16 protein-coding genes and 1 pseudogene are annotated in these 20,925 nt (G+C 68.8%); 7 read left to right on the top strand and 10 right to left on the bottom strand.

What is annotated here, in order from left to right; all coding sequences use genetic code 11:
* Window positions 1-23 precede the first annotated feature (23 nt).
* The gene (locus BN971_RS04640) at window positions 24-446 is read right to left on the bottom strand and encodes a DUF5313 domain-containing protein (protein ID WP_085181584.1); all 423 of its coding nucleotides are present in this window, start codon (window positions 444-446) and stop codon (window positions 24-26) included.
* A gap of 781 nt (window positions 447-1,227) precedes the next feature.
* On the opposite strand from BN971_RS04640, the gene BN971_RS04635 reads away from it, so the two are divergent.
* From BN971_RS04635 to BN971_RS04615, 5 genes are all read left to right on the top strand, one after another.
* On the top strand, window positions 1,228-3,033 hold the full coding sequence (locus BN971_RS04635; RefSeq protein ID WP_085181585.1) for an N-acetylglutaminylglutamine amidotransferase: 1,806 nt from the start codon (window positions 1,228-1,230) through the stop codon (window positions 3,031-3,033).
* The gene (gene ngg / locus BN971_RS04630) at window positions 3,030-4,850 is read left to right on the top strand and encodes an N-acetylglutaminylglutamine synthetase (protein WP_090349830.1); all 1,821 of its coding nucleotides are present in this window, start codon (window positions 3,030-3,032) and stop codon (window positions 4,848-4,850) included. The genes BN971_RS04635 and ngg overlap by 4 nt, the downstream gene beginning before the upstream one ends.
* Window positions 4,847-6,310: an MFS transporter gene (locus BN971_RS04625; protein ID WP_090349828.1), complete on the top strand. Its 1,464-nt coding sequence runs from the start codon at window positions 4,847-4,849 to the stop codon at window positions 6,308-6,310. Before ngg ends, BN971_RS04625 begins: the two co-directional genes overlap by 4 nt.
* 137 nt (window positions 6,311-6,447) lie before the next feature.
* Window positions 6,448-6,957 carry a hypothetical protein gene (locus tag BN971_RS04620; RefSeq protein ID WP_139027038.1) on the top strand — a complete coding sequence of 170 codons (510 nt, stop codon included), beginning with the start codon at window positions 6,448-6,450 and terminating at the stop codon, window positions 6,955-6,957.
* Window positions 6,958-7,055: 98 nt separating this feature from the next.
* Window positions 7,056-9,233 (top strand): glutamine synthetase III family protein, encoded by a 2,178-nt coding sequence (locus BN971_RS04615; RefSeq protein WP_085181588.1) that lies wholly within the window; start codon window positions 7,056-7,058, stop codon window positions 9,231-9,233.
* 82 nt (window positions 9,234-9,315) lie between these two features.
* On the opposite strand, the pseudogene BN971_RS04610 reads toward BN971_RS04615, so the two are convergent.
* The 5 genes and pseudogenes from BN971_RS04610 to BN971_RS04590 form a co-directional block, all read right to left on the bottom strand.
* A pseudogene (locus BN971_RS04610) lies at window positions 9,316-10,912 on the bottom strand (serine/threonine protein kinase PknE).
* A 110-nt stretch (window positions 10,913-11,022) separates the two neighbouring features.
* A complete protein-coding gene (locus tag BN971_RS04605; protein WP_085181706.1) occupies window positions 11,023-11,322 on the bottom strand; it encodes a hypothetical protein in 300 nt (99 codons plus the stop codon).
* 203 nt (window positions 11,323-11,525) lie between these two features.
* Entirely contained in the window at window positions 11,526-12,224 is a 699-nt protein-coding gene (locus tag BN971_RS04600; protein WP_428978044.1) for a pyrimidine reductase family protein, read from the bottom strand.
* Window positions 12,225-12,242: 18 nt separating this feature from the next.
* Window positions 12,243-12,749, bottom strand: coding sequence for a flavin reductase family protein (locus BN971_RS04595; protein WP_085181591.1), 507 nt, complete (start codon window positions 12,747-12,749; stop codon window positions 12,243-12,245).
* A gap of 47 nt (window positions 12,750-12,796) precedes the next feature.
* Window positions 12,797-14,041: an APC family permease gene (locus tag BN971_RS04590; RefSeq protein WP_085181592.1), complete on the bottom strand. Its 1,245-nt coding sequence runs from the start codon at window positions 14,039-14,041 to the stop codon at window positions 12,797-12,799.
* Window positions 14,042-14,132: 91 nt separating this feature from the next.
* Here BN971_RS04590 and BN971_RS04585 point away from each other — a divergent pair, with 91 nt between their 5' ends.
* Together BN971_RS04585 and BN971_RS04580 are read left to right on the top strand one after the other, a co-directional pair.
* Window positions 14,133-14,870, top strand: coding sequence for an arsenate reductase/protein-tyrosine-phosphatase family protein (locus BN971_RS04585; RefSeq protein ID WP_245836837.1), 738 nt, complete (start codon window positions 14,133-14,135; stop codon window positions 14,868-14,870).
* Entirely contained in the window at window positions 14,867-16,318 is a 1,452-nt protein-coding gene (locus BN971_RS04580; protein WP_090349827.1) for a multicopper oxidase family protein, read from the top strand. The genes BN971_RS04585 and BN971_RS04580 overlap by 4 nt, the downstream gene beginning before the upstream one ends.
* Window positions 16,319-16,448: 130 nt before the next feature.
* Here BN971_RS04580 and BN971_RS04575 read toward each other — a convergent pair whose 3' ends face one another.
* The 4 genes from BN971_RS04575 to BN971_RS04560 form a co-directional block, all read right to left on the bottom strand.
* Window positions 16,449-18,062 carry an MFS transporter gene (locus BN971_RS04575; protein ID WP_245836842.1) on the bottom strand — a complete coding sequence of 538 codons (1,614 nt, stop codon included), beginning with the start codon at window positions 18,060-18,062 and terminating at the stop codon, window positions 16,449-16,451.
* A 228-nt stretch (window positions 18,063-18,290) separates the two neighbouring features.
* Window positions 18,291-18,647 (bottom strand): UBP-type zinc finger domain-containing protein, encoded by a 357-nt coding sequence (locus BN971_RS04570; protein ID WP_085181595.1) that lies wholly within the window; start codon window positions 18,645-18,647, stop codon window positions 18,291-18,293.
* 178 nt (window positions 18,648-18,825) lie between these two features.
* Window positions 18,826-19,965, bottom strand: coding sequence for an FAD-dependent oxidoreductase (locus BN971_RS04565; protein WP_085181596.1), 1,140 nt, complete (start codon window positions 19,963-19,965; stop codon window positions 18,826-18,828).
* Window positions 19,962-20,837 (bottom strand): DUF1295 domain-containing protein, encoded by an 876-nt coding sequence (locus BN971_RS04560; RefSeq protein ID WP_249262704.1) that lies wholly within the window; start codon window positions 20,835-20,837, stop codon window positions 19,962-19,964. The genes BN971_RS04565 and BN971_RS04560 overlap by 4 nt, the downstream gene beginning before the upstream one ends.
* Window positions 20,838-20,925 lie beyond the last annotated feature (88 nt).

Below are 20,925 nucleotides of genomic sequence, written 5' to 3'. Positions count from 1 at the left end.
CCTTCACAGCGGGCCGGCAACCGTCAGAAGAACGGGTTGCTGTTCGCCTGCCACTCGGCCGACTGCGGGCGCTCCCCGTAGCGCCGGGCGTAGTCCTCGTGCATCCGGGCGTCCTTCTTTTTCCTGACCTCGTCGACGAGGTTGGGGTCCAACCCATGCTGCGCGAGCCGGTGGCGCCGCCAGACCTTGTTCATGGCCAGTGAGATCAGTAGCGCCCAGACGTAGATCGGCACGGTCATCTCGGTGTGGACATACAACGACGCCGGCAGCAGCCAGAACGGCGCGAGCACAACGATGGGTGGTATCGCGGCCGCCAACATGAAGCGCCGGACTGCCCCCTTCCCGGCCAGGTCACGGGCCACCCAGTCGCGCATCGAGTCGGGCAGGCGCCGCCAGCCGTACACGTAGGGGATGTACTGCACCAAGTTGGGTCGTGTGGATGCCATTGCTTTCCTCTACCTCTGCGTCCTTCCATTTACCCACTCATCAGCGGGTCGCCCAATGGTCAATGGTCACCGACCCGGATCGGCCGAGCGTCCGCAACGATGTTCGCGCGTCCCGCCCCGGACCCACCAGCAACGCGCGCCCCGGCCAACAGCAAACGGAACGTGCGTCCGCCGCGGGGTGGCCGATGCGTCGGCGAAGGACCGCACTGAGTCGCAGCCCGACGGCCCGAGGGGCCCACTAACCCAAGGATCAGGACTATCGCAATCTTATAACCGGCGCGGTGTCCGCGCACAGCTACCCCAAGGGAAACATAGCCGTTCTGGCGAGGCCTCGCCAAGGCGGAGTCCAGCAAACGTCGCCGGGCGGCGACCGTCACCGCCGCGACCGGCACGCACCAGCACGACGGCCGCGGTGCTGTGGCCGGTCTCACATCGCCGCTCGCGGGCGACGCCCTGGCATGGAACTTCGGGCGCCGGAAGGGCTTGCAGATGGGCGCCAAGCCTTTCGCATGCTCTCCGGCCGGCTGCTGGCGGCGCCGGCCGACGCGCCCACCGAGCTGGTGAAATCCACCCGCCGACTGGGCCGTGTACGGCGGGGACGGCCATCAGGCGCCCGGGACCGAGATGTGGCGAAAAACACCGGTCGCCTGATCCGCAACACCCAAAAGGACTCCACCGCAACGCAATCCGGATGGGACGCGGCGCCGCCGCCCCGGGGTGGCCCGACCCCGATTGGCGGCGGCGAGATGCGCCACACCGGCCGCGGGGTAGGGTCAAAAAGGTGTGTGGAGCCACCGGTGAGGTGCGACTCGACGGCCGGGTCCCCGATGTAGCGGCGGTGTCAGCGATGGCTGACGTCATGGCGCGGCGGGGTCCGGACGCAGCGGGGGTGTGGTCACAGGGCCGGGTTGCCCTCGGTCATCGCCGCCTCAGGATCATCGATCTGTCCGAAGCCGGCGCCCAGCCGATGGTCGACCCCGAACTGGGCCTGACGATCGCCTGGAACGGCTGCATCTACAACTACCAGGAACTCATGCGGGAACTGGCCGGGCACGGCTACCGCTTCTTCTCGCACAGCGACACCGAGGTGTTGCTCAAGGCCTACCACCACTGGGGCGACGACTTCGTCACCCACCTGCACGGCATGTTCGCCTTCGCGATCGTCGAACGCGACAGCGGCCGGGTGCTGCTGGGCCGCGACAGGCTCGGCATCAAGCCGCTGTACCTGACCGAGGACGGCCACCGGATCCGGTTCGCGTCGGCGCTGCCCGCGTTGCTGGCCGGCGGCGGCGTCGACACCCGCATCGACCCGGTCGCCCTGCACCACTACATGACGTTTCACTCCGTGGTTCCGCCGCCGCTGACCATCCTGCGGGGCGTCCGCAAGGTGCCGCCGGCCTCGCTGGTCGCCATCGAGCCCGACGGCCGGCGCACCACGACGACCTACTGGACGCCCGACTTCACCCGGCACGACGACCGCGCCGGCTGGTCGGAAACCGACTGGGAAGACGCGGTGCTCGACGCGCTGCGCCTCGCGGTCAAGCGTCGGCTGGTCGCCGACGTGCCGGTGGGCTGCCTGCTGTCCGGCGGCGTCGACTCCAGCCTGATCGTCGGGCTGCTCGCCGAGGCCGGCCAGACGGGCCTGTCGACGTTCTCCATCGGCTTCGAGTCGGCGGGCGGCGTCGCGGGCGACGAGTTCCGGTGGTCGGACATCATCGCCGAACGCTTCGGCACCGACCACCATCAGATCCGCATCGGAACCGACCGCATGCTGCCCGCCCTCGACGGTGCGATCGGCGCGATGAGCGAGCCGATGGTCAGCCATGACTGCGTCGCCTTCTACCTGCTCAGCCAGGAGGTCTCGCGCCACGTCAAGGTCGTGCAATCTGGACAGGGCGCCGACGAGGTGTTCGCCGGCTACCACTGGTACCCGCCGATGGGACTGCCCTCCGCCGCCACGCTCGACGGCGCGGTCGCCCAGTACCGGGGCGCCTTCTTCGACCGGGACGCGGCGGGCGTGCATGCCCTGGTGGCCGCCGGCGCCATCGCGCCCGACGACCCCAGCGAGCGCTTCGTGGCCGAGCACTTCGCCCGCGCCGGCGCCGAGACCGGCATCGACCGCGCGCTGCGCCTGGACACCACGGTGATGTTGGTAGACGACCCGGTAAAGCGGGTAGACAACATGACCATGGCATGGGGACTGGAGGGCAGGGTGCCGTTCCTCGATCACGAGCTGGTCGAGCTGGCCGCAACCTGCCCGCCGGAGCTCAAGATCGCGCACGACGGCAAGGGCGTGCTCAAACAGGCGGCGCGCCAGGTGATTCCGTCGGAGGTCATCGACCGGCCCAAGGGCTACTTCCCCGTCCCGGCGCTGACCCACCTCGAGGGCCCCTACCTCGACCTCGTCCGCGACGCCCTCTACGCGCCGGTTGCCAAGGAGCGGGGGCTCTTTCGCAACGAGGCCGTCGACGACCTGCTGGCCAATCCCAACGGCCGGCTGACTCCCCTTCGCGGCAACGAACTCTGGCAGATCGCGCTGCTCGAGCTCTGGTTGCAGCGGCACGGCGTCACGGGGCCGGCGGCATGACCACCGTGGATCCCGGCGAGGAGACCCACGCCGAGGATCACACCGAGGCGATCACACTCGGCCTGCACGACGCCTCGCCGCCGGACCTGGTCGAGGCGATGGCCAAGGATGTCGAACTTGAAATGGGTTGGGGTCGGCTCATTTTCGGGCAGACCTTTGCCGACGCCGACAAGCTGGCCGAGACGCTGCGCCGCGAGGCTCCCGGCCGGCGCGACATCTGCATCTACGCGCGGGAATCCCACGTGGTGGTCGCCGGGTCACCCAGCGAACTCTTCATCGACCCCAGCCACACCTATCGGCTGCGCTTCACCGGCGATGACGAGCCAGACCCGCCACCGCCGCCGGGCATCACGGTCCGCACCCTCAACGGCCCGGCCGATGCCGACGCCATGAACCGGGTCTTCGTGCGGTGCGGCATGGTCCCCGCGCCAGTCGACACCATCTGGAACAACCACCAGAACGAGCCGGCCGTCACCTACCTGCTCGCGGTCCGCGACGACGACGGCGCCCTGGTGGGCACCGTGACCGGCGTCGACCACGAGGTGCTGTTCTCCGACCCGGAATGCGGTTCGAGCCTGTGGACCCTGGCCGTCGACCCGGCGGCCGGCGTCCCCGGCATCGGCGAGACGCTGACCCGGGCCACGGCCCAGCACTTCCGCAACGCGGGCCGCGCCTACCTGGACCTGTCCGTCGGCCACGACAACGCCGCCGCCATCCGCCTGTACGAAAAGCTGGGCTTCCGGCGGGTCCCCGTGCTCGCCATCAAGCGCAAGAACGCGATCAACGAGCCGCTGTTCAGCCCGACGCCCGAGACGGTCGACGACCTCAACCCCTACGCGCGGATCATCGCCGACGAGGCGCTTCGCCGCGGCATCTGGGTGGAGGTGCTGGACGCCGAGACCGGCGAGATACGGCTCACCCATGGGGGCCGCAGCGTCGTCACCCGCGAGTCGCTTTCGGAGTTCACCTCGGCGGTCGCGATGTGCCGTTGCGACGACAAGAGACTGACCCGGCGCCTGGTCGCCGACGCCGGCATCACCGTGCCACGCGCGCGACTGGCCACCTTCGACGACGAGGACTACGCCTTCCTGCAGGAGGTCGGCGAGGTGGTCGTCAAGCCCACCCGCGGCGAGCAGGGCAAGGGCATCACCGTCGGGGTCACCGCCGACCACGGCCCCGACGCCCTCGCCGCCGCCCTGGCACGGGCCCGCGAGCAGTTCCCAGAGGTGCTGATCGAGCAGCGCGTGACCGGCAGCGATCTGCGCCTGGTCGTGATCGACGGCCGGGTCGTGGCCGCCGCCCTGCGCCTGCCCCCCGAGATCATCGGCACCGGAGACCACACCGTGCGGGAGCTGATCACCTCCGAGAGCCGGCGGCGTTCCGCGGCCACCGGCGGCGAATCGCGCATCCCGCTCGACGCCGTCACCGAGGCGACGGTCGCCGAGGCGGGCTGGCAGCTCGACGACGTCCTGCCGCAGGGCACGCGGCTGTGCGTCCGGCGGACCGCGAACCTGCACCAGGGCGGCACCATCCACGACGTCACCGCCCAGGTGAACGCCGAATTGTGCCGGGTCGCGGTCGCGGCGGCCGAGGCCATCGGCATCCCGGTGACGGGCATCGACCTGCTGGTGCCCGACGTCACCGGCACCGAATACGCCTTCATCGAAGCCAACGAGCGACCGGGGTTGGCCAACCACGAGCCGCAGCCGACCGCGGCGGCCTTCATCGACTTCCTGTTCCCCGGCCAGCCCGGCCACCCGCCGGCCTGGACTCCCGAGGAGTCACGGCCCGACGCGCGCGGCGACGGCGGCGCATGAGCGCCGGAGCACAGACCGCAACCATCACCACGCACGTGCCGGCCCGGCTGGACCGGCTGCCGTGGGCGAAGTTCCACTGGCGCGTCGTCATCGGGCTCGGCGGGGTCTGGATCCTGGACGGGCTCGAGGTCACCATGGTCGGCAATGTGTCGTCGCGCCTGACCGAAAAGGGCAGCGGCATCGACCTCAACCCCGCCCAGATCGGCGTCGCGGCCGCGTTCTACATCGCCGGAGCGTGCCTGGGCGCGTTGTTCTTCGGCCACCTGACCGACCGGTTCGGGCGGCGCAACCTGTTCATGCTCACCCTGGCGGTGTACCTGGTCGCCACGGTGGCTACCGCGTTCGCGTTTGCGCCCTGGTACTTCTTCATCGCGCGATTCTTCACCGGCTCGGGAATCGGGGGTGAGTACGCCGCGATCAATTCGGCGATCGACGAGTTGATCCCCGCACGGGTGCGCGGTCGCGTCGACCTGGTGATCAACGGCACGTACTGGCTGGGGTCGGCGGCCGGCGCGGCCGGTGCGCTGGTGCTGCTCGACACCTCGCACTTCCCGATCAACATCGGCTGGCGGCTGGCCTTCGGCATCGGCGCCGTCTTCGGCATCTTCGTCCTGCTGGTGCGGCGCAACGTGCCGGAAAGCCCGCGCTGGCTGTTCATCCACGGGCGCAACGAGGAAGCCGAACGCATCGTCGGCGAGATAGAGCAGGACGTGGAGCGGCAAACCGGCGAGAAGCTGCCCGAGCCGCAGGGGCGCAAGCTGACGATCCGCCAGCGCCAGACGATTTCGTTCCTGGAGATCGCCAAAGTGGCGTTCACGCTGTACCCGCGGCGCGCGGTGCTCGGCCTGGCACTGTTCATCGGCCAGGCGTTTCTCTACAACGGTGTGACGTTCAACCTGGGCACGCTGCTGAGCGGTTTCTACGGCGTTCCATCGGGCAAGGTGCCGCTGTTCTTCATCCTGTGGGCGCTCAGCAACTTCGTCGGCCCGCTCGCGCTCGGACACTTCTTCGACTCGGTCGGGCGCAAACCGATGATCACGCTGTCCTATATCGGCTCGGGCGCCGTCGCGGTCGTGCTGGCGGTCGTGTTCGTGACCCAGGCCGGCGGTGTCTGGGCCTTCATCGGCGTGCTCGCGGTGACGTTCTTCCTGGCGTCGGCGGGCGCGAGCGCCGCGTACCTGACGGTCAGCGAGATCTTTCCCATGGAGACCCGGGCCCTGGCGATCGCGTTCTTCTACGCGATCGGCACGGCGATCGGCGGCATCACCGGTCCGCTGCTGTTCGGCCAGCTGATCAGCTCGGGCGAGCGCGGCCAGGTGGTCTGGTCATTCCTGATCGGGGCCGCGGTGATGGCCGTTGCCGGCCTGGTGGAACTGTGGCTCGGCGTGGCGGCCGAACGCCGGCCTTTGGAGGAGCTGGCGATGCCGCTGACGGTCGCCGACGCCCAGCACGGAGAATGATCCGATTCTCCCGCGGCCGGCTCGCGCCCGGCTACCATTGCGGCCATGGCGCGACCGCTGCCGGCAGCCGGTGCGCGGGAGGCCTACCAGTGATGCGCTCACGCCGGGTCATCAGGATCCGCAGGATCCGCGAGTGGTTGGCGCTCTGCGCCGGGCTTGCGTTGATCCCGTGGACCGTTTACCTGGGTCTCACCCTGCCGCACAGCTACAGCGCCCAGCATTGGCAGCTGACCTGGGTTGGCTTCGACGTCCTGCTGCTGGCGTTCATGATCGCCACCGCGGTGTTCGGCTTCACCCAGCATCACTTGCTGACGCTGTTCGCGTTCGCCACGGGGATTCTGCTCGTCTGCGACGCCTGGTTCGATGTGTTGACCGCCAGGCGCAGCGATTTTGTCATTTCGGCGCTCACCGCCGCATTGGGGGAACTGCCGTTGGCGACGGTGCTGATCGCGGGCGCACTGCGCATTGTCCGCCTACAGGGCGCTGCGCCGAACCGTGCGTGGTGGCCCTTCCCGGCGAGGGGGCGGGGCGGCAGCTCGCGGGTGCGACGGTCGCGTCTGCGCCGGCCCGCACCGTTGGCATCGACGACCGGGGAAGACACCAGCCGGTCCGTCGCACGTTCGCAACCAACGTGGCATCAGCCGTGACACCGGCGTAACAAGTTCGCCATCGAAGCTTCCTACGGTGAGTCGGTCCTTCCTCTCGGAGGGATGACTTCGCGCACCCCTCAGCGATAGGAACTCAATTGAGCGGCAATGCTGTCCGCCTCCAGGCGATCAACAACGTCGAGGCATACATCCCACCGGCCATCAGCTTCGTGCCCGGCGAAGAGCCGGGGGAGATCTTCGGCTCCAACGTCTTCACGAAGGCCGAGATGCAGTCGCGGCTGCCCAAGGCGGTGTTCAAGTCGGTCGTGGCGACCATCGAGAAGGGGACCAAGCTCGACCCCGCCGTGGCGGACTCCGTCGCGGCGGCCATGAAGGACTGGGCGCTGGAGAAGGGTGCCACCCACTACGCCCACGTGTTCTACCCGATGACCGGGCTGACCGCCGAAAAGCACGACAGCTTCCTCGAACCCGTCTCCGACGGCCAGACGCTCGCCGAGTTCGCCGGCAAGACGCTCATCCAGGGCGAGCCCGACGCGTCCAGCTTTCCGTCGGGCGGCCTGCGCAGCACCTTCGAGGCGCGCGGGTACACCGGCTGGGACGTCACCAGCCCGGCCTACGTCCTGGAAAACCCGAACGGCAACACCCTGTGCATCCCCACCGTTTTCGTCTCCATGACGGGTGAGGCGCTGGACTACAAGACGCCGCTGTTGCGCAGCCAGCAGGCCATGGGTGTGCACGCCGAGCGCATCCTGAAGCTTTTCGGTCACCAGGACCTCAACAAGGTCGTCTCGTTCTGCGGCCCCGAGCAGGAGTACTTCCTGGTCGACCGGCACTTTTTCCTGGCGCGGCCCGACCTGGTCAATGCCGGCCGCACGTTGTTCGGCGCCAAGCCGCCGAAGGGTCAGGAATTCGACGACCACTACTTCGGCGCGGTTCCCGAGCGCGTGCTCGGCTTCATGATGGACACCGAGCGGGAGCTGTTCAAGCTCGGCATTCCCGCCAAGACCCGGCACAACGAGGTGGCCCCCGGTCAGTTCGAGATTGCGCCGATGTTCGAGCGCGCCAACATCGCCTCCGACCACCAGCAGTTGCTGATGACGGTCTTCAAGACGATCGCCAAGAAGCACGGCATGGAATGCCTGTTCCACGAGAAGCCGTTCGCCGGCGTCAACGGGTCGGGCAAGCACGTGAACTTCTCGATGGGCAATTCCGAGCTGGGCTCGCTCCTGGTCCCGGGGGACACACCGCACGAGAACGCCCAGTTCCTGGTGTTCTGCGCCGCGGTGATCCGTGCCGTGCACAAGTTCGCCGGCCTGTTGCGCGTCTCGGTGGCGTCGGCCACCAACGACCACCGGCTGGGCGCCAACGAGGCGCCCCCGGCGATCATCTCGATCTTCCTCGGCGAACAGCTCGCCGACGTCTTCGAGCAGATCGCCAAGGGCGCGGCGACCTCGTCAAAGGGCAAGGGCACCATGATCATCGGCGTCGACACGCTGCCGCCGTTGCCGACCGACCCGGGTGATCGCAACCGCACCAGCCCGTTCGCGTTCACCGGCAACCGGTTCGAGTTCCGGGCGCCGGGATCCGGGCAGACCGTCGCCGTGCCGTTGATCGTCCTCAACACGATCATGGCCGACTCCCTCGACCACATGGCCACCATCTTGGAGGGCGCCGTCGAGAACGGCGAAGACTTCGACACGGCGGTGCAAAAGCTGCTCACCGATATCATCACCGAGCACGGTGACGTGGTGTACAACGGCGACGGGTACTCGGAGAAGTGGCAGATCGAGGCCGCCGAGCGAGGCCTGCCGAACCTCAAGACCACGCTGGACGCCATCCCGGAGCTGGTGAAGCCGGAAGCGGTGGAACTCTTCGAGAAATACGGAGTTTTCACCGAACGCGAGCTGCACAGCCGCTACGAGGTCAGGCTGGAGCAGTACGTCCTCACCATCGCCGTCGAGGCGAAGCTCACGCTGGAGATCGGGACTACGGTGGTGCTGCCGGCCGCCCTGCGCTACCAGACCGAGCTCGCCCAGAACGTGGCCACCCTGAAGGCCGCCGGCGTGGAGCCCAACCTGGCTGCGCTGGAAGCGGTTTCGGCTCCGCTGACCGACCTCACCGCCGCGTTGGCGACGCTGAAGTCCGCGTTGTCGGATCACTCGGCGCAGTCCGCGCTCGAGGAGGCCAAGCACGCCCAGCAGGCGCTGCTGCCGGCGATGGACGCGGTGCGCAGCGCCGCCGACGCGCTGGAAGGCGTTGTGGCCGACGACCTCTGGCCGCTGCCGACCTACCAGGAGATGCTCTACATCCTGTAGGACCCGGGCGTCGAGATTGCCGTGAGGGCTGTGCTCGGTGGCCTGGCACGGCCGCAGCGGCAATCTCGGCGCCGGGGGAGCGCTACCCGATCAGCTTGGTGAGCCACGTGGCGTCCTGGTAGTTCACCGACGACGTCCCGTCCCACACGTACGGCGTGGCATTGGCGTTGAGCCCGGACAGCGTCGTGTATCCGTTGGCGGCCTTGGCCTTCGCGGTGCCGACGTCGTCGCCGGACTTGATGCAGGTCAGCACGGAAGCCTCGGCGCCGACGGTCCTGGCGAGCTCGGCGAGCTCACCGTCGGCGCGATCCTCGGCCGCATCCTCCTGGGGCTGGAAGGTGCTGGCGAACAGCCCGGAGTAGAAGCTGCTGTATACCGTCGGATCATTCTGCGCCGCAACGCAATAACTGGCCGCCACCGCGCGGGTCGAATAGGTCTTGCTGTGCGATTTCTCGTCCAGGAAATTCAGCAGGTGATAGCGCACGGCGAGCTTCTTGTTGTTGACCGCGGTGTCGATGTCGTTGAAATTCGACCTGATGAAACTGCCGCACGGCGGGCAGATGGGTTCGTTGAAGATGTCGATCGTCGTGGCGGCGGCCGAGCTGCCGATGTAGACGCCGTCGTCGAGGACCCGGAGCGCGACCGCGTCCGGTGCCGGCTGCGGCGCCGCGGGCGGGGCTTCGCGGTCCGATCGCCACGGGTGCACCACGACGAGGACCAGTCCGACCACGGCCACCACTGCGGCGGTTGCCAGACGGCGCGCCCGGGGCGTTGTACGTCGCCAGCGCGGGCGGGCTCGCCACCTGGCTGCGCTCCAGGATGTCGGTCGCGCGGTCCCGATCGGGCGTCTCGAGCGCGGCGTAAGCCGCCGCCGACAGGTCACCGCAGGTGGCGTAGCGGTCGGCGGGGTTCTTCGCCATCCCCTTCGCGATCACCGGATCGAGTGCCGCCGAAATAGTGGGCCGCGCCGCGCTGGGCCGCGGGGGCGGCTGGTTGAGGTGCGCGCCCATCACACTGAGCTGGTCTCCGGCGTAGGGCGGCGAGCCGGTCAGGCACTCGTAGAGCACGCAGGCCAGGGCGTAGATGTCGGCGCGGGGGGTCACGCCGGCGTCGCTGAACCGCTCGGGGGCCATGTACTTGACGGTGCCCACGGTGGTGCCGAATTGCGTCAGCTTCTCGTCCGAGGTGGCGCTGGCGATGCCGAAGTCGACCAGATAGGCGAAATCGTCCCTGCTCACCAGGATGTTCTCGGGCTTGACGTCGCGGTGCAGCACCCCGGCGGCGTGGGCCGCGTCCAGCGCCGAGCCGATCTGGCGGATGATCGCCACCGCCCGCGGCGGCGACAGCGGGCCGTAGCGCTTCAGGATGGTGCCCAGGTCCTTGCCGTCGATCAGGCGCATGTCCACGTAGAGCTGGCCGTCGATCTCGCCGTAGTCGTGAATCGGGACGACGTGCGGTTCCTGCAGCCGCCCCGCGGTGCGGGCTTCGCGCTGCATCCGCGAGCGGAACACCGGGTCGTTGGACAACGTCTGGGACATCAGCTTGAGCGCCACGATCCTGTCTCGCACCGTGTCCTCGGCCTCATAGACGTCGCCCATGCCGCCGCGCCCCACCAACCGCCGCAGCAGGTAGGGCCCGAACTGCGAGCCCTCCCGCGACCCAGCGGTCGCGTCACTCATCGCCCGACTCCTCACCAGAACGCGGCGGCACTTCCGGGATAAGGCTAGTGCTAGGGCCGACCGCTGGGCACGGTGAATCGTGAAAGCCGGCTACACCGACGTGCCCCCGATCAGCGGCGTTCCTCGTCACCGGTTCGGCGTTCGCCGAGCCCCTCCCTCGAGAGCGCCCGGACGAAGCCGTACGCCTGCATCCCGGCCGGGCCGGGGTTCTTGGCGATCCAGTCGTTGATCTTTTCCAGCGCGTAGGCAAGGTCAGTGCGCTTGACCCGGATGAGGTACGTCTTGCGGTCGTCGTGCGGATCGTCGAGGGATTCGGCGACGGCGACGGGGTTCCGGAACGCGTAGCCGATCCCATGGACGGCATCGTGGTTCAGCGCCCACTGAACCTCGTTGGGGCGCAGCCGGTTCACGGCCAGGTTGCGGTATTCGTCCTCGTCGGTTGGATCGCTCACGTGGCCGATGGTCCTCCTGTGTGTGCCCGCGAGAAGTCCGCGGCGGCACGCTGGCGATGATGCCGCCCGGGCCAATCGATGAAGGCGTTCCCCAAACTCTCATTGTAGGAAGCAGCGCGTCGCGCTGCATGCCGACGGAAGCCACCGCGGCCGGTGCCGGCTCAGCGGCAATAGCGCAGGAACACGTAGTCGTCGTGAACCAACGTATGCGCGAGCCGCATCGTGTGCGGGACGGGCAGCCGGGACGGTGCCCTGTGCCCCACGGGCTGGCTGCCCGCGAGCTTGGGGGCGAGCGTCACGCAGACCTCGGCGACGGCGTCGGCGTCGACCAGCTCGTCGAGCAGGGTCGGTCCGCCCTCGCACAGGATGCGGTGCATGCCCTCGGCCCGCAGCGACCCGACCGCGTGCGCCACGTCGACGGAGATTTCGCCGGCCACGATCACCCGCAGCCGGTGGGAGGGGTCGATCTCGCGTCGCGCGGCGGCCCGGGCGCAGGTCAGCAGGATCGGTGGCTGGTCGGGGTCGCTGAACAGCCGCGCCGGGAGGTCACCGGTGCGGCTCACCACCGCGACCGGCGGCGGGGCGGTCCGCCCCTCGTCGTTGCGGCGGGCGCGCTGGGCATCGGTGAGCCGCACCGGCCCATAGTTCTCGGCGCGCGCGGTGCCGGCGCCCACCACGACCACGTCGGCGAAACCGCGAAGAATCCTCAGCAACTCCTGATCGGCGGGGCAGGACAGCGGACCTGCCCTTCCGCCGAACGCTGCGGCGCCGTCGGCGCTGAAGATCATGTTGACCCGCACGCCGTCCGGGGCGTCGGCGTAGAACGACACGAGCTCGGCGACGTCGGCCACGGCGCCCACCCGCGGAGGCGGCACCGCTTAGGCCTCGTGGCCCGGCTGCAGGTGGTGCACGTCGCCGAAGGACACCCACTCCTCCAGCTCCTCCGGGGCCTTTCCGTCGACCGGGGCCAGCAGGTGCCCGACGTGATCGCCGAGCCCGAATCGGTCGACGATCGACCCGACGAACCAGGCCGCCGCGTCGTCGAGGATGGGCATGTGCTCCGGGCCGCTGTGCCACGCGCAGCGCTCGAACTTGTCGACCTTGTCGCCGGTCTGGCTGCCGAACAGCTCCACGACGTCGAGGTGATCGCGGTCGAACACGTGCACAGCCAGATGGGTGGCGTCCCCGGCCACCCGGAACGTGTGATTGCGCCGGGACAGCCCGATCAGGAAGCGGGGCGGGTGGATGCTGGTCTGGCTCGCGAAGCCCACCAGGCAACCGGCCCGCATGGCATCGGGGCCGCCGGATCGCGTGGTCACCACGAACATCGGATAGTTCAGCAGCGCGACGATCTTCTCGAAAGGTTCCACCCCGGGACCGGCCATCAACCCAGTGTTGCAGCTGCGGGCGGGCGTGGTTAAAAACGCCGCCCTCAGCGGCGCCGGCCAACCGCTCGCCGCACGGCGTAGGCGGCGGCGCCGACGCCCAGCACTGTCAGCCCGGACAGGACCGACGACAGGGGCATGCCGAGCGCCAGCACCACGCACCCGATCAGTCCGATCCACGGAATCGCCAGATGCGGACGACCCTCGTCCCTCGTGAGCGTGGCGGCCGACGCGTTGGCGACCGCGTAATAGATCAGCACCGCGAAGGAGGAGAAGCCGATCGCTCCGCGAAGGTCGACGGTGGCGGCCAGCACGGTGACCGCGACGCCGATGACGAGCTCGGCGCGGTGCGGGACCTGAACGCGTGGGTGCACGGCGGTCAACGGGTGCGGCAGGTGACGATCCCTGGCCATGGCGAGGGTGGTCCGCGAGACCCCCAGGATCAGCGCCAGCAACGAACCCAGCGCCGCCACCGCCGCGCCGACCCGCACCACCGGAACCAGCCACGCCGCCCCGGACGCCCGCACCGCCTCGGTCAGCGGCGCGGTGGCCCCGGCCAGGCGCTGCGGTCCCAGCGCGGTGAGCGCGGCGACGGCCACCAGCGCGTAGACGGCCAGGGCGATACCGAGCGCCAGCGGGATCGCCCGGGGGATGGTGCGTCGCGGATCGCGCACCTCCTCTCCCAGAGTGGCGATGCGGGCGTATCCGGCGAAGGCAAAGAACAACAGGCCCGCGGCCTGGATCACGCCCCCCGCGGTGAAGCCCGTCAGGTGCAGTCCGGCGGGTGGTGCGGCCGAGCCGAAGACGGCGACGACCACCGCGGCGAGCACCACAAGGACACAAGCGACGATGGCCCTCGTCAGCCAGGCCGACTTGCGCACCCCGGCGTAGTTCACCGCGGTCAGCGCCACCACCGCGGCGACCGCCGCCGGGCGGGCATGCGCGGGAATCGTATAGGCGCCGAACGTCAACGCCATCGCGGCGCACGACGCCGTCTTGCCGACGACGAAGCCCCACCCCGCCAGATATCCCCAGAACTCGCCCAGCCGTTTCCGGCCGTACACATATGTGCCACCGGAGGTGGGGTAGAGGGCCGCCAGCCGCGCCGAGGAGGTGGCGTTGCAGTAGGCCACCGCGGCGGCCACCGCCAGGCCCAGCAGCAGCCCGGTCCCGGCGGCGCGCGCGGCGGGGCCGAGGGCGGCGAAAATCCCGGCGCCCAGCATGGAACCCAGCCCGATGACCACCGCGTCGAACACGCCCAGGCTGCGCCGAAGCTCACCATCGCCGGACACCGCGTCTCCTCAGATCGCCGGGTGCAGAACGCAACTGAGAAGGCATTCCGCGCCGCCAACCTATCAAATGCATTTGATGTATTGTCGGATCGTGCCGACCGATCGGGCGGTGGTCCCCCCGCTCATACAGATGGCGTCGCACCCGCTGCGTTGGGTGCTGCTCACCGAGCTCGCCTCGGGCGACCGCCGCGTGCGCGAATTGGCCGCTGCCGCAGGCGAAACGCAGAGCCTTGTCTCCTATCACCTACGCCTGTTGCGGTCGGCCGGGTTGGTCGGTGCGCGCCGCAGCACTTTCGACGGGCGTGACAGCTACTACCACCTGAACCTGCGCGCATGCGCGGCCGGTTTCACCGAGGCCGCGACCGCACTGCATCCGGCGCTCGCGCCGGCCCGCGTCGCCAATCCCGCCGCACGCGCGGTGTTGTTCTTGTGCACCGGAAACAGCGCGCGCTCGCCGATGGCCGAGGCGCTGCTGAAGCTCAAGGCCCGCGGCCGCATCCGCGCGTCGAGCGCGGGCAGCCATCCCAAGCCGCACATCCACCGCAGCGCGGTACGGGTCATGCGCGAGATGTACGGGATCGACCTCGGCGACCGCCGCCCGCGAGCCGTGGCCGCGGTCGCCCGCCGACGGTTCGACCACGTGATCACCCTGTGCGACAAGGTGCGCGAGTACGCCGGCGACCACGGCGTGGACCCGACGATGCACTGGAGCCTGCCCGATCCGTCGGCGACCGGAAGCTACCCCGAATTCCGGCGCGTGGCAATCGAACTCAACGACCGAATCGACTACCTGCTGCCCGTTCTCGGCGTAGACCGCGAGAAGCGATGACCGTGGCGATCGACCGCCGCGACTTCCTCAGGGGCCTGATCGCCCTGACGGGCGGCGCGGCATGTTCGAGGCCCGCGCCCGGCGGCAAGGCCGACTACACGCTGAGGATCGGGACCGGGTCCGTCGAATTGGCGCCCGGTCGCATCGTGTCGACCCTGACCTACAACGGCCAGTTCCCGGGCCCGCTGTTGCGGTTCACCGAAGGCCGGAGAACGTGGGTGGACATCTTCAACGACACCGACTTTCCCGAGCAGCTGCACTGGCATGGCCAGCACGTGGGCACCGACGTCGACGGCGCGGCCGAGGAGGGGACGCCGTACATCCCCGCGCGCGGCATGCGGCGCATCAGCTTCGTCCCCGGCCCGGCCGGCTTCCGCTTCTATCACACCCACGTGGTCCCACGGGCCGACCTGGCGCGCGGTGCATACAGCGGGCTGGTCGGCCCGGTTTACATCGAACCGAAAGCGGATACCGGTGCCTACGACCAAGAGATCTTTTTGACCCTCAAGGAGTTCGAGCCGAGCTTCACCCGGGGCGGCGACATGGCCAGCGACTTCCTGGCCGGCGAGCAGGACCCCGACCTGAAACAAAAAGGCGAGGCGTCGATGGCCGCCTCCCTGGCGCGGGGCGACCCGCACGGCAACGAGGTCAGCTACGGCGCGTTCGCCGTCAACGGCCGGATGCTCGGCCACGGCGAGCCCATCCGCGTGCGAACCGGCCAGCGGGTGCTGCTGCACGTGCTCAACGGCAGCGCCACCGAAACCCGGAGCCTGGCCCTGCCCGGACACACATTCGACGTGGTCGCCCTGGACGGCAACCCTGTTCCCCGCCCGGCACCGGTCCCGGTGCTGTGGCTCGGCGCGGGTGAACGCATCTCGGCGCTCGTCACGATGAGCAATCCGGGGGTATGGGTGCTCGGTGACCTCAGCGACGATGACCGCGGCCACGGCATGGGCATCGTGGTGGAATACGCCGGGAGCGGCGGGGGCCCCCCAAGGGCGGCCCCCCCGCCGTTCACGTGGGACTACCGACTGTTCGCGCCGCCCAACCCCGCACCCCCGCCCCCGTCGGAGCAGACCCTTGAGATGCTCATCGAGAAGCGCAACGCCGCCGACAACGGCTTCAACGTCTGGACGATCAACGGCACCGCGTACTCCATGAGCACCAACCAGCCGGTCCTGCATCTTCACCGCGACGGGCGCTACCGGCTGCGCTTCCGCAACGCCACCGACGACCTGCACCCGATGCATCTGCACCGGCACACATTTGAGATCACCCGCATCGCCGGCACCCCGACCGCCGGCGTGCGCAAAGACGTCGCGATGCTCGGCGGCTACCAGAGCATGGAGGTCGACTTCGTGGCCGACCAGCCCGGATTGTCGCTGCTGCACTGCCATCAGCAGATCCACATGGACTACGGGCTGATGGTGCTGATCAACAGCAGCTGATGAGAATCAGGGTTACCACGAAACCTCAAATGCGGGAAGCTGAATCAGGACTGGATGACCAAATCGGTCCGGTCAAAGTGGGTTGTGCAAGACCAGTGAGTCGGACGACGTCGAATGAGTGTTGCGGTGCCTATCGGCGTAGGCGCAGAGCGAGGAAGTACTCATACATTCGCTCGTGGTCGACGGTGAAGCCAATCGCCCGTTTGACGCCCTCAGTGTCGTATTCCAACCAGCGCTCGGTGCGCTGACGCTCAAATTCGGTCCAGGACCCCACGGTGAATCTCTCGAGAAATGTATCCGGTTGTCCGGCACTGTGATACAGCCGCCAACTGTGTCCACCCGTTCGCAGCCGTGACTGCCTCACCGCCGTCATCGCCTCGATGAAGTCATGGAGGTTCTCGGCTGGAACTTGGTAGCGGACGGTTACCAGCACCGGGCCATCGTCGGGGCACGGTTCGAACACAAGCGTCGGTGACGGCCAGGCCGTGGAAATGTCGACGCTCAGCAACCCGGTGCACGGCCGCAGCGGAAGGACGGCGACGCTGAGCGCAACGGCCCCCAGCATCACCGCGGAGCCAAGCAACGCGACGTCGAGACCCGCCCGCGTCGCGATGGCACCCCACACGTAGGAGCCGATTGCCTGAGCTCCCGTCGCGGCCAGCAGGTAGGCCGACAACCCGCGGGCACGCACCCACCGCGGCAACGAGAGTTGCGCCGCGGCGTTCAACGTCGTCAACGTGATCAGCCACGACATCCCCGACAACACCAAGATAGGCATCGCCGCGGCGAATGGCAGCCAGGCCATCGCCAGCGGCGCAAAACCGTACACAGCGGCAGACCCCGTGAGCAACACGTTGTCGGACATCCTCTGGTGCAACGTTGCGGCAAACACGACGGAGAGGACGGCACCAAAACCGATAGCCGCCAGCGCGACACCATAGCCGCTGGCCCCCAGGTGCCAGCGGTGGGCGGCGGCCACCGGCAGCAGCGCCAGCACCGCCGACGCCGGAAACAGGAAAAGGACTGCGCGCAAGAGGATCCGGCGGAAGATGGGACTGTTATTGACGTAGAGCAGTCCCGTGAGGATGGCGTGGCCGAATGGCTCTCTCTCGATCGCCGCGAATTGCTTGGGTCGTTTCCAGGAAACCAGGGCAAAAATGACTCCGGCAAACGACACTGCATTGAGCGCGAACGCCGCCGCCGGTCCGGATAATGCGACCACAACACCGCCGATTGCCGGCCCGATTGCTCGGGCGGCATTCCCCGCGACGCTGCCCAGAGTCGAGGCAGCCGGTATCTGCTCACGCGGGACGACCTCGGGCTGGATCGCCTGCCAGGCCGGACCCGTCAGCGCAGCCGAGCAACCGATGGCCACGGTAAACCACAACAGCGAGGTCGGAGTGAGCCGGCCGAGGTATGTCAGCACGGCCAGAGCCAGCGCCACCAGCACCGCATATGACTGAAGAACAATCAGCAACCGCCGTCGGTCAAACAGATCGGCGAGCACGCCGGCGAATAAAGCCAAAATCAGCGTCGGTCCAAGAGTCGCCGTCTGAACCAGGGCGACCATGACGTCGCTGCTGTGCTTCTCCACCAAAAACCATTGGGCCGCTACCGTTTGCATCCACGTGCCGATATTGGAGGCCAACTGCGCGATGAACAGGGCGCGGTACACGCGGCTGTGCAACGGCGCCCAGGCTGGCTGTTGCCCGGCGTCGGCACGCTGTTGACCCTGACTCACCACTGAACCGACATTCGTCAGGCCATCGGCCCGGCCGGGGCGCAATGACGAAGCCGACCGACGCGCTCCGTTGCCGCAACAAACCGGAATGATTCGCTCGCCCGACCACGCACCGCGGGCGCCGGCCTACGCAAAGCTGTTGTGCCCCGGCGGTTTACCGAACCTCGCTGATGGCTAGTTGCGGCGGGGGCTGGGCACGCAAGGAAGCAGCGCAGCGGCCGACTCACGATCTCACGAGCCGTCTCGCTGGCGGAGCAACGCGACCCAGTTGTGTGGCACGCGTCCACGGGGGCCGGGGGCCGTCTGGTCCGCCGGGCGGCATTCCGGTGGGGCGAGAGCGGGACCCTCGTAGTAGTCATTGGATTCGTAGTCCCAGAACCAATCCTCGCCCGGCTCGAACGATCGGATTATCGGGTGACCGCTCTGCCGCCAATGCTCTGTGGCATGCCTGGCGAGCGAATCATCGCAGCAACCGATGTGGCCGCAGGCAGCACACCGCCGCAAGTGCACCCACCAGCCGCCGACGGCATCACACTCGGCGCAGCCCGTACCGCTCGGCGGCACCGATGGGTCCACGGCCGCGGTCATCGCGATTTCCTTCCTCGCCGATGGCATGGGCCACAGCAGCTGCCTGGGGATGCCACCAGCGCCTCACACCCTTCTGGATTATGCCCGCGTGCGTGCATCGAAGGTATCCGCGAGCGGTCATTGGCCGAGCAAGGTGGGTTCCACGCTGAGTGGCACATCGCGACAGTGCTGATACGGCTTAGCCTCGCAGGGCGTAGCCGAGAGGATCGTTGGCTCGCACTCCGCGATACATGCCCCACCGGACGATCCAGGGCATGACCACCCGTTCGACCGACCAGCGCGGGAAACGAAACGAATGGCCGGAGGGAAAGAAGACTTCGAGCCCGTCGGGCTGGACTCCAAGGAGGGAGCCCCACCGGCGCGCCGGCGCCTTGTACGAGCGCATCGGGCGGCCGGCGAAGTCGGCGCGGACGTTATTGGCGACCAACGAATCCCCGCGGTTGCGGGCGGAGCTGCGCAGGGGGTCGGTTGCGGCGACGTCGCCGACGGCGAAGACACCGCGGTGCCCGGGCACGCGCAACTCCGGTGTCACACAGACGAAGCCGCGGTCGTCGAGTAGCTCCCGGGGCAGCCAGTCGGTGTTGGGCCGCACCAGCCCGATCGCCCAGAGCACGGCGTCGGCGGACGCGGGAGGCTGACCGGTGCTCCAGCTGACCGGTTCGGTGGTGACCTCGTCACAGAGGAACGCGCCGGGCACCACCGCACGGTGACCCGGGTGGATGCCGACGCCCCGATCGGTAAGCCGGTCGCGGATCCGGTTCCAGATCCGGGGGTGATACTCGCCGAGCGCACGTTCGCCGGGGAAGTACAGGTCAATCCGCTTGTCCGGCCACGTCGTCGCCAGGTTCAGTGCGCTGCTGACCGATGCCGCGCCGCCGCCGATGACGATGACCGACCCGGAGGCGGCCAGCCGCTCGTGCGCCGCCCGGAGTTCCGCGCCGATCTCGGCGGCCGACTGCAGCGTCGGCCGCCGCCAGAAGCCGTTGCTGACTCCGGTCGCGATGATCAGCGCGTCGAAGTCCTCGGTGATGATCCGGCCGTCTTCGTCCCGGCAGCACACCGATCGGCCGATGAGGTCCACCCCCGTGAGCTGCGCCTGAACCGTGCGCACGCCGTCCAGGCGCCGGAACCTGTCGAACGGAATCCAGTAATCGCGGGCCCAGTCGTGCGGACGGGACAGCCGCACGCCGAGCTCCTGGCCGCTCACCAGCGCCGGTTTGGCGGAGATGCCGACCACGTCGGCGTGCCGCGACAGCCGGATCGCCGTCAGGACGCCCACGTCTCCCAGCCCGGCGATCACCACGCGCTTGCGGGTCATGCGGCGGCCCGGTGTGGCGGGGGCGGCACGAAACGCGAGACGCGGTCGATGACGCGCTGATAATCGGGTCGGCGCTCCAGGCTGCGCTTCTCCATCATCGGGATGCTCACGCCCAGGAACATGGCCAGCATCGCCAGCGCACCGGCAAACAGCCACCAGGCGTCCGCGGGCGACGCGGCCACGCCGAACAGCGCGAGGGCTAACCAGAATCCGAACTCCCCGAAGTAGTTCGGATGACGCGACCAGCGCCACAGCCCGCGGTCCATCACCTGCCCGGGCTGCCGGTGCCGGACGAACCGGTGCAACTGCAGGTCGGCGACCGACTCGAAGGCCACCGCCGCCAAGCCGACGACGAACGCGGCCGCGGTCAGCCACCCGATGTCCCCGCCGCCGCGGGTAACGCACACGTAGACCGGAAGCATGCCGACGAAGACCTGCAGGGTCGGGATGAGGTGGATGGCGACCAGGTCGACCGCGAACTCCCCGCGGCCGGTCCGCTCCCGCATCGTCGTGTAGCGCCAGTCTTCGTGGTGCAGGCCCGGAAATCCGTACACCCAATTGGCGGTCAGGCGGACGGACCAGACCAGCACCAGCGCCGCGACCAGCCAGTTGCGCAGGTGCGACGACCCGGCCTGGCCCCACCAGTAGAACGTCAGCAGAGGTGGGATCACGCTCCAGTAGGCGTCGTAAAAGCTCGAGTTGCCGTACGCCCGGCTGAAGGCGAACACCACCAGGGTCGCCAGCTCGTCCGCCACCAGGGTGTCCAACCAGAGCTTGCCGGTCGTCGGGCCCCAGGCCAGCCAGCAGGCGCCCACGGCGACCGCGATGACGTACGCGAGAGCCACGAGTGCCAGCGACCGCGACTTGGTCATCGTCGTGCTCATCGCAACGGAGCCCCGAGCCGTTCGGCCGGGCCCGGGCAAACGAAATCGGCGCCGACACAACTCATGTGGGGCCTCC

The organism is Mycobacterium bohemicum DSM 44277 (assembly GCF_001053185.1).
Taxonomy (GTDB): domain Bacteria; phylum Actinomycetota; class Actinomycetes; order Mycobacteriales; family Mycobacteriaceae; genus Mycobacterium; species Mycobacterium bohemicum.
Note: the sequence above shows the minus strand (reverse complement) of the source record. Positions and strands in the feature narration are given on the sequence as shown.